The sequence below is a fragment of the Apibacter sp. B3935 genome, from assembly GCF_009827705.1.
GTDB lineage: Bacteria > Bacteroidota > Bacteroidia > Flavobacteriales > Weeksellaceae > Apibacter.
Map to the genome: position 1 here is coordinate 371425 of NZ_WINL01000002.1, position 17233 is coordinate 388657.

A 17233-nucleotide genomic window follows, 5' to 3' on the forward strand; every position below is an offset into this window, starting at 1 on the left:
TATAATTTTAAAGTTTTGCTCTTTATTAATAAATAGCTCTATGAGTTCTATTAAGAAATAATTTTAAAACACATATGTATAAACATAATGTAGTGTATAAATCCGTTTCGGTAATTGATTGAATTCAAGCTTAAAGATTTACAAAACTTATAGAGATCTTTTTATATAATTTAAATAATCATCTTTTGTTAGTTACTTCATAAGTAAGATTAACTAATTATCTGTATACTTTTATAAAAGACATTAGCAATTATATGTGTATTTCCAATTAAATAGCAAACTAATTTTGATAAATATTAAACAAAATCTTTATTGGACGATAATGCAAATATTTATTTTTAATAAAATTCTATAAAGCTATTATAAATATTAATTTTTAATGTTTGGATTTTGCAAATGCCTCACAAATTACTTGATGAATCAAAGGCATATACTCAACCATATGAGAAATGGCATGTATATCATCCAATTCCAACACCTTTAAAGACTCACCAAATACTTTTTTATAATATTCAGGATAAAGAACCTCATCATTTTTAGAGATAATAAGGTGTATATTTTTGTTTAAAATATTTTCAGAAGTAGCCGAAAATATTTTTTCTTTCATTTCGGGAGGAATCCGTTTTTGATCTTTGATTTGTTCCGAAGAGAAAACAGGATTAGTCATAACATAATGAATATCTTTAAAGAAATTTACCAAATTCCAAGCAAGATTTGCCCCCATACTGTCTGCCATAATAATTTTATCCCCTTTATCTTCCTCGAAAATTTTTGCTTTTTCTTCTAAAAATTTGGGAATGTCCATAAATTCATCCCACTCCCAATATATAAGGCTAAATTCTTTACTATTGCGATAAAAATTTTGTAAGCAATAAAATTTTTTTCCTGAAGTTTGATATCCGTGAAGAAAATATATTTTTTTCATTTGTATTTTTAGCCTGTCTAGCAGCTATTTAGATAATTATATTTATATAGGCCTATGCAATATCAATTGCAAACTTAATAATCTTATAAACCTCCCTGTTAGTTCATTATAAATTTCATAAAGCTTTTACCCTATTTTAAAATTGACATCTGTAAACCTAATCAAATTTATTAAATTTGTCAATAATATAAAATTAAAAATTGTATTATTACATTTATCGTAACTAAAACAGAAATAATTTAAAAAGAACTCATTGTATAAGAAGTTATTTAGTCAGACATTAATATATGGATTAAGCAATGTTTTAGTCCGGGTATTTCCATTTATCCTTACTCCAATGTTAGTGCGAGCTTTCGGTCCGTCTAAATATTCAATATATGCTGATTTTTACTCAGCCGCGGGGATACTTTCTGTTTTACTAACCCATGGAATGGAAACTACTTTCTTTCGTTTTTTTCAAAAATTTAAAGACCACGAAAAACGACAAAATGCAGTTTATTTTACTTCATTCACATCTGTTTGCATTGTTTCTCTTTTATTCTTAGTGTTTGGCATACTTGCCAGACACCCGTTAGCCTCAGCATTTAAACATCCTGATGAGGTAATTTTTTTGGTATGGTTTCTATTTATTCTTGCTGCCGATGCTATTTCTGCTGTTCCTTTTGCTAAGCTCAGAATTCAAAACAGATCCTTATATTTTGCTTCTTTAAAAATACTGAATTCAGTCACCATGTTCTTTTCCACAATTATATTAATATTTTGGATTCCTAAACAAATTGAAAATGGTGGAATTGGCGCTGTTTTTTTTAGTAAGATTTACAATTTTGATTACGGTATAGGTTATGCTTTTGCTGCAAACTTATTTGCAAGTATTATTACATTCCTTGTTTTAATTCCTACCATGCTTGATGGCAAATATGCTTTTGAATTTTCTTTATGGAAAAAGATGTTAAAATATGCTTGGCCAATTACCATTGCCGGTCTAGCCGGAATTGTTAATGAAACCATGGATCGACAATTCATTAAATACCTCCTTCCGGAAGGCATTGCCGAAGTTCAAATGGGTATTTACAGCGCTGTATACAAAATTGCTACTTTTATAACGTTGTTTAAGACTGCTTACCTGTTGGGGGTTGAGCCTTTCTTTTTTTCTCACGCTGACGACAAAAATTCAGGAAAAACGTATGCTACTTTAATGAAGTATTATGCTATATTTAGTGCCTTCATTTTATTATTCTTAGTAGCCAACTTAGATTGGATCGGTCGTCTTTATATTAGAAACACCGACTATTGGAGCGGCTTCCAGGTTGTACCGGTTTTATTAATAGGGTCTACGTTTCTGGGAATATATCTCAATTTATCCATTTGGTATAAATTATCTGACAATACCCATTATGGTGCTATTATATCGGGAATTGGCGCATTTATAACTGTTGTTTTAAATTTTATTGGATTGAAATATACGGATCTTGGCTATTGGGCGTGTGCAATTGCAACTTTTGTATCATACTTAACCATGATGCTTATATCCTATTTTTGGGGACAAAAAGAGTATCCCATACCCTACAATTACCGAAAACTGATTTTTTATATAGGCGGAAGTTCATTGTTAAGCTTTATTGCCTATTATTGTAGCAATCGCATGGCCGTGAGAATTGGGGTTGGTAATATTTTATTTTTTATTTTCTTATACCTTACTTTAAAAATTGAATATAAGGATGTACAAATTTTTAGAAAAAAACTTGTACAACTGAAAAAACGCAAAAAGAACTAATTTCAGTAGTTTTATTACATTCAAATTTTTTATTTTTTAGTAAAATAAATACAATTATTATCAAATACTCTTCTTTCTATAGCCCTATTATCTCATATATACTAGCGAACAACCTTGATTGTTTATCATACATTTTTAAAAGGTATATAATTTTAAATTTAAAAATTTATTTTTTTTATTTTATATCATTATGATTATTAATTAAAATTTTATAAAATAAATTTATAATTTATATTTATTGTATAGCCGCTTATTCAACGTACAATAACCATAGAATAATTAAATAAATATATTTATTTATTCTATTAATTATAATAATTAAATATATAAATAAATATTTATTGTAGCATATTAAAATAAATTTACTATATTTGCATTAATATTTATTTTATCTTATAATTATAATTTTGAGCATTCACAGATAGATATTCTTTCTATGCTGTGAAAACAAATAAAGCGGTCATAATATGGCCGCTTTAAATTTTTAAAAAGTTAAATGCTGTACTCAATTGTAATAAATTATGTGTATTATAATAAGATCTAATCAAAATTAAATTTCCTTACCAGGTCATCAATGGTAACAGTTAAATTTTTTCTTTGTACTAATAGTCTTACTTGATCATCAATATTTGGAAATTCAAAGGAAATTAATCCTAAATATGTTTTTCTTATTTTAAGAATCCATTCAGCAATTGAACTTATATCATTATTCAATTTACCCGAAATCATTTATTTCGAATTATTTTTTATTTATTATCTTTATTGTATAACAAATAAATATAGCATGGTACTATCAAGACAAAGTTTATTTCGCAAAATAGATAATTCACCATTGATTGTATTCCGTATACTATTTGGATTTTTGCTATTGGCGGAAACTTGGGGAGCAATTTTAACAGGTTGGGTAAACATCAATTTAATTACCCCTAAAGTCTTTTTCCCATTTATTGGTTTTACTTGGCTCCACCCTCTACCGGGATATGGTATGTATCTTTATTTTATTTGTTTAGGTATATTTGGACTTTTGGTTATGATAGGTTATAGATATCGTTTAAGTCTTTTATGTTTTACTATATTGTGGACGGCTCAATATTTAATGCAAAAAACAGCTTATAATAATCATTATTATTTTTTAATTCTAATATGTATTATTATGCTCTTTTTACCTGCGAATGCTTATTATTCTTTGGACTCAAGAAGAAATAAAAATATAAGATCTTTGACCATGCCTCAATGGTGCTCATTCGTTTTATTATTTCAAATATCCATTTTATATTTTTTTGCGTGTGTTGCTAAACTTTATCCTGATTGGATAGATGGAACTTTTACGCGTTTATTATATTCCAATAAAACAAATATCCCTTTGATCGGCCCATTTTTCACCCAAAAATGGTTTTATATTTCTATAGCTTATCTTGGAATTTTATTTGACGGATTGGTTGTTCCTTTAATGCTTTGGAAAAAAACCCGAACGTTAGCCTTACTTGCCTGTTTAATTTTTCATCTTGCTAATTCGTTTATTCTAAACGTAGGAATTTTCCCCTATTTTGCCTTAAGCTTTACCGTTTTTTTCTATCCTCCGGAAACCATCCGTAAAATATTTTTCAAAAAGCGCCCAAATCTATCTTTCGAAGAAAATAAATATGATTACTCTAATAAAAAAACGGTTTATTTTCTCTTAGTAATTTATTTCACTATTCAACTGATTTTACCTATACGTCATTATTTCATTAAAGGAAATGTATTTTGGACTGAAGAGGGGCATCGGTTAAGTTGGAGAATGATGCTGAGACAGCGTAATGGGTCAACACATTTTACAGTTATTGATAAAAAAACTAAAAAAATTCTGCCGTTTCATATGCAGGATATATTTACTGATAAACAAATACTTAGAATCAATTGTTACCCTGATTTTATATGGCAAGCGGCTCAATATATAAAAGAGGATTTCAAATTGCGTCATAAAGATGTAGAAATTTATGCCGATACTCAAGTATCCGTAAATGCTCATCCCTATAAGAGGTTTATTGACCCAAAAATTGATTTAGCAGATGTAAGCTGGGATTATTTTAAACATTCCGATTGGATTCTTTTATACGATGAATACAGAAAATAGATTATTTATTAAATTTAACAGATTAGTGATAAATTAAATTGATGCTGCTACTTGTATTGTTTAATATTGTAAGAATAAATTAAATCATATCATTACTTTTTTTGAGATACTATAATCCCAAAAACACCCATTATTATGAGGAGAATACCAACTAACATCATTGAGGAAAAGGGTTCTGAAAACACTACTACTCCTATAATAACAGCGGTAATGGGCTCAAATGCGCCTAAAACTGAGGTAAGAGTAGATCCTATTCTTCTAACCGCCTCAACTAAAGTTATAATTGATACTATGGTGGGAATTAATGCTAATAATGTTATATTTAGAACACATGAAGTATCTTTTACCGGAAACCATTGAAAAGAACCGGTCAATAAACAGAATATAAGAAGATAAACCACTCCAATAACTTGAATATAAAAGGTATATCTAAGCACCGGCATATCTTTTACCGTTGATTTAACGGATAATACCAGGAAAAATGCATAAAATATTGCTGCTGAAAGAGCAAACACAATTCCTTTGAAATTGATGTGACCTATTCCCTCCCCCAAAGATAAAAGGGCAACACCAACAACAGCCAATAGTATTGATATAAAACCTTTAACGGAAATTTTTTCACGAAAAAAGATTCCCATAATGATGGTAACGAAAACAGGATATAAAAAATGGACGGTAGTGGTAACTCCTCCTCCTAAATACGTATAGGATAGAAAGAAAAAGAGTGAACAAGTATTACAAAGTAAACTTAGAACTGTTAATGCTTTAAATTCTTTCAAGGAAACTGAAAAATGTACTTTTTTTATTTTCATCAGTATTGCAACAGCAATGCATGCTAATAAAAATCGATAAAACAACACAGTATCAAAATTCAATCCTTTTTTCATTAAAGGAATGCTAAATAAAGGAATTAATCCATAGGTCATGGATGAAATGATTGCGCTCAATGATCCTTTAAAAAAGGATCCTTTTCCATATTTTCCAACCAGTGCTTTTGACTTTCTTGGTAAGCGTAATAATATATACCTTGCTGCCCTCATTTTTAGTGCAAAATTTGCTGCAAATGTATTTCTTATATTTCACAAAAAAAACTAGATTATTTAAAAATTGATCTTAAGTGCATTAAATTATCAATTTTAAGTTAATAATCATGCTTACAACTAATTATTCAAAAAAAATACAGATATAATCTTGATATTTCAAAATGATTTAAATTTTTCACTAATCAAAATCAACTTATCATTTACTTTTCTAATCCAATAATTAACTTTTATTTTTATTTTATTAATATTGGATTTATTTTTTATATATATTTGATAAAAAAGAATCCAATTGTATGAAATGGAAAAAAATTTCATTAGGATTAATTACTCTCTTTATTCTGGGAGTTATACTTAACTTCGGAATTAATAGTTGGATTAAAAACAGTTTACCTGATTTCATTTCTAAAAGAAATGATACACCCTATAATTTTAATTATTCTGACGTTACTTATTCGCTCCTCCAGGGAGAAATGAACATAAGTGATATCAATATTGCTCCCAAGTCCAATAAAAAGGGCATTTATACCATCAAAGTAAAGAAAATAGTAATACACGGGGTAAAATTTATACGATTTTTACTATTTAAAGATTTAGCGGCAGATCTTATCGAAATTGACCAACCGGATATCATTTGTAAACAATATGCCGATTCATTAAATCACAAAAATGATTTAGTAAAATACAAGCTGGGAAATTCAATTCAAATTGGAAAATTTGAAATTAATAAAGGAAATTTAGCTCTTTACAACAAGGCTGACGGAGCTAAAAGAGCTTCTTTACGAAATCTAAACCTTCATCTTTCCGGGGTATTATGGGATATGGTGGATAATGAAAAACGTATACCGCTTACTTACGATAAAGTAAAATTGGATGTGTCAGATATATTTTATCAGCTCGATGAAATTCACCAATTACAATTAAAAAAGTTTAAGTTTACCAACGGATTTCTTGAAACCAATCAAATACTTTTATATCCGAATATATCCGAAGAGAATTTTAAAACCGGAAACTATTTTCAAAAAACCTTACTTTCTATAGAGGTCCCGACCGCAAAAGTCAAAAATTTAGATTGGGGATATGATAAAAACGGTTACTTTTATCTTAAAACCTCTAAAATTGAAGTTGATTCCACTCATATTGCAATCATTGAAAAAAATTCAAATTCAAAACCTAAAAACATTACGGAGCATATAGACCGAATAATCCCTTTTAATTTGAGTATTGATACCATCCAAATACTTAAATCGAAATTAAATTTCAATAATCATTTAACAAGCAATAATGTAAATATCGAAATTCTAAAAATAATCAACAAGGTTAATGATAAAATCACCCTGGAACGTTTAAAATTATATGATAATTTTTTAATTATAAAACAACCTTATGAAACTAAATCAGCTAAAAACAATGCAGGCAAATTTACCTATTTATTCGACGATGTTCTTGAGATAAAAAATTTCATCATAGCTAATTCACATATTCAATACTATAATTCGGCTAATAACTCATTATTGGAAATGGGAAACATTAATTATTCGATTCATGATATTAATATCAATACGATATTTACTAATACAAAAAAATATATTCCTTTCTCCTACTCAAATTTTCAATTGGAAGCAAACCATATATTTTATACGGGATTTAAGTATTATAATTTCAAAATAGATAAAATGATTTTATCTGACAATAAATTTGAAGCAAAGAATTTAAACATTCTTCCTACTATATCTCCACAAAAATTTGCAGCACAAAAAGTAAGCAAAAACCTCTATAAAATCAATATGGATCATATACTACTCCCGAGGATAAAGTGGGATTTGAATAACAATAAATTCAGTTTACAAGCTTCTTCTCTGATTATAAATGAAATGAAAGCTTCAATATTTCAAAATCCAAAAGTTAAAGTCAAATCAAAAAATATACATTTCAACACGTACGACCTGGATACAGAAATTCGTTTAGATACATTTTTAATCAGCAAATCCTCCATCCATCAATATAATGCGGCCAATACAACACTCACTACATCAATAAAAGATTTAAATCTTTCACTATACGACATTAAGGTAAAAGACTCATCCGATATCCATACCTTCGGTTTCCCTTTTTCTTTTTCAAAATTCAATATAACAGGTAAAAATATTTACCATGATATGGGATCTCATACGTTACAAATGAACCATCTGTTACTTTCCCATACTTCCCTATATGCAAACACTATAAATATACGGCCCAAAAAAAGTCAATTGAATTTTATGAAAAAAAAGGGTATTGATGCTTATACGGTGAACCTTTCCAAAATTGTAATTCCCAAAATAAATTGGGGTTCATTAGATAAACAAATCGATTTTATTGCTCCTAAAGTCATCGTTGAAAATATGCAAACCACTATCCATCAATACGACATTCCTGACAATGTTTACAAACCTGTTTACAAACCTTTTTTCAGCGAAAAACTTAGAAAATTAAAATTTAAGTTAAATATTAAAGATGTCCATTTGTATAATTCTTCCTTAACGTATGAAGAAGAATCCCTTACTAACAATATTGGAAAAATTTTCTTTACCAATATCAATGCAAAAATCAAAAATATTTCCGGTGGATATAATGTTTCTCATTTACCCGATGTAGTCATAGATTTTAAAAGTACTTTCATGAAATCCGGAAAACTATCTGCCAGTTGGAAATTTAATACATTAAATAAATCGGATAATTTTACCGTTAAAGGAAATTTATACGAACTTCCTGCCGAAAAATTGAATCCATTTATAAAACCTTATTTACATATATCGGCAAACGGAGATATCCAAAAAGTTTCATTTAATTTTAATGGCGATAATACAGTTGGAAACGGTACATTCGGTATGAATTATAAAAATTTAAAAATTACCCTATATAAAAAGGATGGTGAAAGAGAAAAAAAATTCCTTTCTTCTCTAGCAAATCTTGCCTTAATAAAAAATTCAAAAGACTCCCTAAAAATGTCGAAAATTAAAAAAGTAGAAAGAATCAAAGACAAATCATTTTTTAATTTTCTATGGAAACTGACACTCAGTGGACTTAAAGAAACTTTATTGATTTTTTAATTACAATTTAAATCAATAATAAATAAGTTAAATTAAAAAAATCAAATATTTCATAAATAGATATAAAAATATCATTAATTTAAAAATATTTACATTAAAATATATAATGAAATTTTTTTACAGCAAAATAATTGATTTTTAGCAAATTTATCACCATTTATAAAATAATTATTCAAAATAAATACTATTTATAAAATTGAATATTTAATATTTAAAATAAGTTTTTATTATTTTTGAATTTTAAATATAATTTATTTGTTACAATATTAACATACAAATAGTTAAGAGTCAATTTATATACATTAAAAATATCTAAACCTTAATTATTAATATTTTTTCAATGATAAATTAATTTACAGCTAAAAAATGAATTAGTAAATAATATATATTTAAAAAAATTATTTTAATAGATAGATTGAATTTAAATAAATTAACTAAATATGAAACAGAAAATTTGGACTACCTTATTATTATTTTTTATAACTTATTATTTTTCTGCTCAAACTCAAGATCTAGCTAATTTAGCCGATGGAGAATTAGTCTACGGTCAGATTTTATACACTCAAGAGAGTAAAGTTTATGGATATATTTACTTTTTTGATCAAGGAAAAATAGATAAAGAAAATGAAAAAATAGAATATGTGATTCTTGATAAAAATCTTAATAAAGTTTCAAATAATACATTTACTAGAAAAATCAGCAGATTTGTAAAAAGAAAATATAGTGATTGTTCCCTTATCAATGATAATGAAATATTGATCAAATATAAACTTAACCATCCCGCATTTAGTTTAACAATCAATTCTTTCAATATACTCACTATTAAAAACAAAACAATTTCTCCCGAATATTGGTACAAAAACGGTAATATAGTTGAAATACCTAAAACTTTTAAAGAATATAGAAAAATGATGAAACACATAGATTATAGTGGAATATTTTATGTAGACCACAAACACAATTCTATTTTCATCATTGAAAAATCCTTTGTTAAATTCGGTTCAAACAAAAACATACGTTTCTACAATACTAAACTAGAACTATTATGGAGTTATGAATATAATCCTGTAGGAAAAGAGAATAATTTCAAACAACTTACAGTTCGTAGTATTTCAAATAACCTTATTTATTTGTTAGAATCCCAACATAACTCAAAATATCCCGAAGAATTTAAAATTGTTGCTTTAGATGCAGCAAAAGGTGAAAAGAAATTTGAATATATTTTAGAAAATAATAAAAGTGAATATTCGCATACATTATATGTAAAGGAAGCTAATAAACAGCTCATATTAACCGGAAACTATTCCAAATACAGTAAAAAAACCGATTTTAATTTAGATAAAAATCTAGGATATTATAAAATAGTTTTAAATGAAACCGGAAAAGTGGTTTCAAAAAAATATACCCAATGGGAAGAATTCAGAAGCAAAATTGATGTTGATAAAAACGGTAAAGTGGAAAGTAATTACCAACTAAGACCTATCCAATTTTTTATATTTAACGATGGATCTATATCAATTTTAACTGAAAAATACAAACCCGCAAAAGAAGGTGTTTATTTACCAATCCCTATTCTTGGTGATATAACAAAATTAGCCACCACATCTAGGCAAAAAACAACTGATTTTATCCTTTTCAATATGGACGCTTCATTTAATAATAAATCAATTTCTACCATACATAAAGAGCTTTCAAAAGGATACATTTCAGATTATTTATTCTCACAATATATTAAAAATGATCAGGGAGTTGCTTTCTTCTTTATAGATTATTTAAAATCTGATAAAACATGGATCTTAGGAGTCAATACTATTATTGATGGAAAACTAAAAGAAGAAACTATAACCATCTATTCCAAAGAAGATAAGTTTACTATTTTACCAATGGTAGCTAAAGAAGGCTATATAATGTTAAGGGAGTATAATGAAAAAGACAAATATAATCAGATACGATTAGAGAAAATTAATTATTAAAATAAATAATATAGTTTAAAAAACATCTACTTAGTAGATGTTTTTTTATTATAATAATCGGAAATATTTTTGATTTCATCTAAAGACAAATTCCACATAAAATTTAAAAATCTTTGGTAACTTTCCGTTTGATTTTCAGGATCAACCCTTTCTAAATATCTATTTAATTTATAATTTTTTCTTCCCTCATATATTTTTTCAAAACACTTACCCATCCATTCTCTGTAATAAAAATCCTTACTATTCTTTTGTAATTGTATTAATGACAAATAGATTCCTTTGCCGTATTCTTCAAAGAAATACATAGACGGAATTTGTTCAAAATGAGCAATCCTTTGTAAATCAACAAATTCCTTAGATGGCTTATTCTTTATAGAATTTTTATTAACAAAAGTAAAACTTGATTTTAATTTTTTAATTCTATCCTCAATTTCCGGATGAGTGGAAATTGAATCCTTATTAATTTTTTCTTGATATAAAGAATAATCATATTTTGAAAAATCTTCCGTTTTAAACCAATTCTCATTAAAAGGTTGATTAGGTAAATTAAATATTTTTCTATAAATATTTTCTTTAACACCCTTAAGTTTAACAGAATCGTATTCAGCCATTAATTCAAGAGCATCAATAAAAACCATTTCATTAAAAGGTGAATTTTTAAGCAATACAAAACCTAAAGAATCTGCTTGGTATTCATTATTTTTTCTCATCTCACCGGTTGCATATAGCTTTGCTTTAAAAAGATCAAGAGCTGCACTGGATTTATTATATTTTTGCTTTTTAATACTTTTAATTTGATTTTTGGTGCTGGTAGATAATTGATCAGAGACTCTTTTTTCTTCTGTTTTCAAAGAATGTTTTAACATATCATGACTCAATTCGTGAGCTAAAACAGATGCAAATTCATCATCATTATCCAACCAATAAAATAAGCCCATATTTAAAACAAAGGTTCCATTGGGTAAACAATAAGCATTTAAACTCGGATCCTTAGAAATTAAAAAAATTAAATTTTGAGGAAGATTAGAATTTCCTTTTTTTAATTGATTAAAAATAGAATCCACGTAAGAAGAAAAACGAGAATCATATATAAATGTCCCTTCCTTAATCTTCTTTTCAAATTCTTTATTAAATTCCTCATAATTTTTTGCCATTAATTTTCCTATCTTTTTAGGATATTTATTCTGAATCGATTTTACCCACTCACCGGCTGAATTTTCAAAAGAAGAAGCAGCCAATTCTCTAGCTGTTTTATCAAGAGTGTCAATAGGAATATAATTTTGAGCCAATAACAAATTTGTAAAAACAAGAAACACACACTTTAGAATTTTCATTTTGTTAATTTTTTAAATCCAAAAATAAAGTATTTGTGCTAAATTCCAAATATTCGATTTATAATCCTTACAAATAATCGTAACTTTGTTAATTCTTTGAATTACCCCATGCAGAATACATTAAAATTATCAGGATTAGAAGTTTTTACTGTTTATCCTGGAAGCAATTTTATAAACATCGGTGAAAGGACCAATGTTACCGGATCGCGTAAATTTTTAAATCTGATAAAAAATGAAAAATTTGATGAAGCTCTTTCAATTGCCCGAGATCAAGTGGAAGGAGGAGCTCAGATCATTGATATTTGCATGGATGAAGGCTTAATTGACGGCGTGAAAGCTATGACTACCTTTTTACGTTTGATTGCTTCTGAACCCGATATAGCACGAGTTCCTATCGTTATCGATTCTTCAAATTGGGAAGTCATTGAAGCCGGATTAAAGAACATTCAAGGAAAAGGAATAGTTAATTCCATCAGCCTTAAAGAAGGAGAAGAAGAATTTATAAAAAAAGCCAAAATCATCAAACGATACGGAGCGGCTATGATAGTTATGGCATTTGATGAAGAAGGACAAGCCGATAATTTGGAAAAACGAAAAATTATATCTCAACGCTCCTATGATATTTTGGTTCATCAATTAAACATTAACCCCTCTGATATCATCTTCGACCTCAATATTTTCCCGGTAGGTACCGGAATGAAAGAACACCGAAGAAATGCACTTGATTTTTTTGAAGGAACTCAATGGGTGAAAGAAAATCTTCCGGGGTGTTTCGTTTCGGGAGGAGTAAGTAATGTATCCTTTTCGTTTAGAGGAAATAATAAAGTTCGGGAATCGATTAATGCAGCATTTCTATATCATGCCATCCAATACGGATTGGATATGGGAATTGTCAATCCCACCCAACTGGCCATTTATCAAGAGATTGAACCGCAATTACTAAAAAAAATTGAAGACGTCTTATTTGATAGAGATGAAGAGGCTACCGAAAGGCTTATAGAATATGCAGAAACTATTGTTGAAAATAAGGATACAAAAGAGCAAAAAATAGAAGAATGGAGGTCGTGGCCGATTGAAAAAAGATTGGAATTTGCTTTGATAAAGGGCAATGCGGACTACATTGAACAAGATGTTGAAGAAGCCCGTTTACAAGCCAATAAACCTTTGGATGTAATTGAAGGCCCTTTAATGGATGGAATGAATACGGTTGGCGAGTTATTTGGAGCGGGTAAAATGTTTCTTCCTCAAGTGGTTAAAACTGCTCGAGTAATGAAAAAGGCTGTTGCATACTTGCAACCTTTCATTGAAGCAGAAAAAAACGGAGAATCTCAATCTAACGGTAAAATACTAATGGCTACCGTTAAAGGTGATGTTCATGATATCGGTAAAAATATAGTCGGAGTCGTATTGGCTTGTAATAACTATGAAATTATAGATTTAGGAGTTATGGTTCCTAAGGAAACAATTATCGAAACTGCCATCCGTGAGAAGGTGGATTTGATTGGACTTAGCGGTTTAATTACTCCTTCTTTAGATGAAATGATCCACGTGGTTGAAGAACTCGAAAGAAGAAATCTTTCATTTCCGGTCATGATTGGAGGAGCTACTACTTCAAAAATCCATACCGCCTTAAAAATTGCCCCTAAATATAGTCATACAGTTGTTCATGTCTTAGATGCCTCTAAATCTGTTACCGTTGCATCTTCTTTACTCTCTTCACAAAGCGAGGATTTTAAGAAAAAAATATCAGAAGAATATGCCCATTTAAGAGAAGGCTATTTAAATAGAAGTACTGAAAAAGAATATCTTACGCTAGAACAAGCTCGTAAAAATAAACTAACTATTGATTGGAATCAATACATTCCCTGTAAACCCAAACAGCCAGGTATACAGGTTTTTTCTTCCATACACCTGGAATATCTAACGGAATATATCGATTGGCAACCCTTTTTCAGAACTTGGCAACTGACAGGAAAATATCCCGACTTGTTTTCAGATGAAGTAACCGGAGAAGAAGCCACAAAATTATATCACGATGCGTTACAAATGATTGAAAAAGTAATTGCTGAAAAACTATTGCAACCCAAAGCCGTAATTGGATTATTTAAAGCCAATTCAAATGAACAAGACGACATTGAAATTTACTCGAATGACAATAAACTAATTCATATATTTCGAACCTTACGGCAGCAATCTGTAAAGTCCGAAGGAAAACCGAATTTAGCCCTATCCGACTTTATATTACCTAAAAACAAAGAAAATTTACATGACTATATAGGATGTTTCGCTGTTTCTATTTTTGGAGCAGAAGCCTTGGCTAAACATTACGAAACAAACCATGACGATTATTCGGCTATTATGATAAAAGCTGTTTCGGATAGATTTGTGGAAGCATTGGCTGAATACATGCATCACAAGGTAAGGAAAGACATTTGGGGATATGCTCCCGATGAAATCTTGGACAAACAATCACTATTTAAAGAAAAATATCAAGGCATACGTCCCGCTCCCGGTTATCCTGCTTGTCCGGATCATTTGGAAAAGCTTACTATTTGGGAATTGTTGGATGTTACGGATCGTATTGGAGTACAATTGACTGAGAGTCTTGCAATGTATCCGGCTTCTTCAATTTCGGGATATTATTTTGCCAATCCACAATCTAACTATTTCGGATTAGGGAAAATTACGCAAGAACAAGTTAAAGATTATGCTAAACGTAAAGAAATAAAACTAGAAGATGCACAATATTGGCTTAAACCTAATTTAGCCTAAGAATCTTACTATTTCACTTTTATTCTTGTATTAAAAAGTAATGAATTAAATATTTATAAAAGCTAAACAAGAGACTACTTTTCTTTATAGAGAACATTACTAAGCCAATAATTCCTTATCTAATATAAAAAGAAAAGGTACATTTGCAATTATGAATATTCTATTAGTTGAAGATGATTTAAGAGTTTCGGAACTGATAAAAAAGGGTCTTGAGGAACAAGGATTTACTGTAACCTTAGCTTATGAAGGTTTATCGGCAAAAAATTTGTTTCTAAGCCATGATTTTGACCTGATAATCACGGATATTATATTGCCTGAAATTAATGGAATAGCTCTTTGTAAAGAAATAAGAATGTTAAAACCGGAACTTCCCATTATCATGTTAACCGCATTGGGAACTACCGACGATAAAATTGACGGTTTTGATGCCGGAGCAGACGATTATCTAGTCAAGCCTTTTGAAATGAGAGAGTTGACAGCAAGAATAAAAGCTCTGTTAAAAAGATCATCCAAAAATAAATTAGGATTTATCTTAAAATTTTGTGATCTGGAAATGAATTTGCAGACGAAAATTGTGAAAAGAAGCAATAAAGAATTAAATCTTACCCTAAAAGAATTTAAACTCCTGGAATTTTTATTGCAAAATCAAGGCAGAATTATTTCCAGAACGGAAATTGCCGAAAAAGTCTGGAATACTCATTTTGATACGGGAACTAATTTTATAGATGTGTATATTAACTACTTACGAAAAAAAGTAGATAAAGATTTTGAAAAAAAACTTATTCATACGCGCTCCGGTATGGGATTTATATTAAAATCCGATACATGAAAATTCGTACTCAGATCACTCTATTGTTTTCTTTGATTACAGCATCCATATTGCTGATATTTGCCACTATCATTTATATTTCAGCCAAACAAAACAGAGACAAAGAATTTTATTCTTTATTAAAAAAAGAAGCCATAACCAAAGCAAATCTCTATTTTAAAGCGAAAGTCCCCCCACAAACTCTTCAACAAATTTATCATAACAATTATCAAACAATTCAAGAAGTTGAAGTAGCTGTATACGATAAAGAATTTCATCTTCTCTATCATGATGCAGTAGATATTGATTTTGTGAAAGAAACTCCTGAAATGATTCATGAAATTTATTCCAAAGGAGAGATCAAATTTCATCAGGGCGACTGGCAAGTAATAGGACTTATCTATTCCTATAATAACAATAAATACATAATCACTGCGGCTGCCTATGACCAATACGGATACAATGAACTCAAGTCCTTATTGAGAAATTCATGTATTATCTTTATATTTTCCATACTTTTTATCATCCTTGTCGGTTATTATTTTTCTAAAAAAGTATTCCAACCGATTAAAAACCTAACCACGGAAATGAAAAAAATATCAGCCAATCATTTAACGGTTAGATTGAAAACCAAACCTGATAAGGATGAGCTTTCCGAATTGGCAATTACATTTAATCAAATGCTGAATCGGTTGGAAAATTCTTTTGAAACGCAAAAACATTTTGTTTCCAATATTTCCCATGAATTACGAACCCCGTTAGCAGCCATTATTGCTGAACTGGAACTTTCTTTACATCATCAAAAAACATCGGAAGAATATCAAAGGATTTTGAAAAACGCCTTATCAGATGCTAAAAAAATCACTAAATTATCTAATAATTTGCTAGATCTGGCCAAAGCCAGTTATGATCCCTCTCAAATAACATTTAAGCCAACAAGGATCGATGAAATCCTTATAGATGCCTGCAGTCAAATACAACAAGCAAATGCTGCCTATCAAACAAAATTATTTTTTGAAGATGATTTCATTCTCGATAATGAAACAGTACTAATGGGCAACGAATATTTGTTAAAAGTAGCCTTTATCAATATTATTGAAAACGGATGTAAGTTTTCCGAAGATCACCTGTGCCATATATCCATTTCAACTAGTAATTCAAAACTTCAACTGAAATTTTCAGACCGTGGAATTGGAATTCCAACGGAAGACATTCCCAAAATTTTCACTCCTTTTTACAGAGGAAAAAATAAAAGCTTTAGCTACGGAAACGGAATCGGCCTTTCTCTTACTAAAAAAATTATTGAACTGCATTCCGGAACTATCAACGTAACCAGTCAATTGCATCAAGGTACTACCTTCACCATTCTATTATAACCTTTGTATTGCATTCTTTTCTA

11 protein-coding genes are annotated in these 17233 nt (G+C 28.9%); 7 read left to right on the forward strand and 4 right to left on the reverse strand.

Translation table 11 applies throughout. The annotated features are described in order from the left end of the window. Positions 1-376: 376 nt before the first annotated feature. Positions 377-925 carry a hypothetical protein gene (locus GFV00_RS04575; RefSeq protein ID WP_160557052.1) on the reverse strand — a complete coding sequence of 183 codons (549 nt, stop codon included), beginning with the start codon at positions 923-925 and terminating at the stop codon, positions 377-379. 253 nt (positions 926-1178) lie between these two features. On the opposite strand from GFV00_RS04575, the gene GFV00_RS04580 reads away from it, so the two are divergent. After that, entirely contained in the window at positions 1179-2699 is a 1521-nt protein-coding gene (locus GFV00_RS04580) for a lipopolysaccharide biosynthesis protein (RefSeq protein ID WP_160557051.1), read from the forward strand. Positions 2700-3239: 540 nt separating this feature from the next. On the opposite strand, the gene GFV00_RS04585 is transcribed toward GFV00_RS04580, so the two are convergent. After that, positions 3240-3428 (reverse strand): hypothetical protein, encoded by a 189-nt coding sequence (locus GFV00_RS04585; RefSeq protein ID WP_160557050.1) that lies wholly within the window; start codon positions 3426-3428, stop codon positions 3240-3242. Positions 3429-3483: 55 nt separating this feature from the next. On the opposite strand from GFV00_RS04585, the gene GFV00_RS04590 reads away from it, so the two are divergent. Continuing rightward, a complete protein-coding gene (locus GFV00_RS04590) occupies positions 3484-4815 on the forward strand; it encodes an HTTM domain-containing protein (protein WP_160557049.1) in 1332 nt (443 codons plus the stop codon). A gap of 92 nt (positions 4816-4907) precedes the next feature. On the opposite strand, the gene GFV00_RS04595 is transcribed toward GFV00_RS04590, so the two are convergent. After that, a complete protein-coding gene (locus GFV00_RS04595) occupies positions 4908-5855 on the reverse strand; it encodes a DMT family transporter (protein WP_160557048.1) in 948 nt (315 codons plus the stop codon). A gap of 296 nt (positions 5856-6151) precedes the next feature. On the opposite strand from GFV00_RS04595, the gene GFV00_RS04600 reads away from it, so the two are divergent. Together GFV00_RS04600 and GFV00_RS04605 are read left to right on the forward strand one after the other, a co-directional pair. Further along, positions 6152-8947, forward strand: a complete 2796-nt coding sequence (locus tag GFV00_RS04600) for a hypothetical protein (protein WP_160557047.1) — start codon at positions 6152-6154, stop codon at positions 8945-8947. A 440-nt stretch (positions 8948-9387) separates the two neighbouring features. Next, complete coding sequence (locus GFV00_RS04605; protein WP_160557046.1) at positions 9388-10920, forward strand: DUF6770 family protein; 1533 nt, start codon at positions 9388-9390, stop codon at positions 10918-10920. 26 nt (positions 10921-10946) lie between these two features. Here the strand turns inward: GFV00_RS04605 and GFV00_RS04610 are convergent, their stop codons facing one another. Beyond that, the gene (locus tag GFV00_RS04610) at positions 10947-12254 is read right to left on the reverse strand and encodes a M48 family metallopeptidase (protein ID WP_160557045.1); all 1308 of its coding nucleotides are present in this window, start codon (positions 12252-12254) and stop codon (positions 10947-10949) included. Between the two features lie 108 nt (positions 12255-12362). Between GFV00_RS04610 and metH the strand changes: the two genes are divergently transcribed. The 3 genes from metH to GFV00_RS04625 all read left to right on the forward strand — a co-directional run bounded on the left by metH (position 12363) and on the right by GFV00_RS04625 (position 17210). After that, positions 12363-15026, forward strand: a complete 2664-nt coding sequence (gene metH / locus GFV00_RS04615; protein ID WP_160557044.1) for a methionine synthase — start codon at positions 12363-12365, stop codon at positions 15024-15026. 151 nt (positions 15027-15177) lie between these two features. Beyond that, positions 15178-15855: a response regulator transcription factor gene (locus GFV00_RS04620; RefSeq protein ID WP_160557043.1), complete on the forward strand. Its 678-nt coding sequence runs from the start codon at positions 15178-15180 to the stop codon at positions 15853-15855. Next, on the forward strand, positions 15852-17210 hold the full coding sequence (locus tag GFV00_RS04625) for a HAMP domain-containing sensor histidine kinase (RefSeq protein ID WP_160557042.1): 1359 nt from the start codon (positions 15852-15854) through the stop codon (positions 17208-17210). The genes GFV00_RS04620 and GFV00_RS04625 overlap by 4 nt, the downstream gene beginning before the upstream one ends. Positions 17211-17233: the final 23 nt, after the last annotated feature.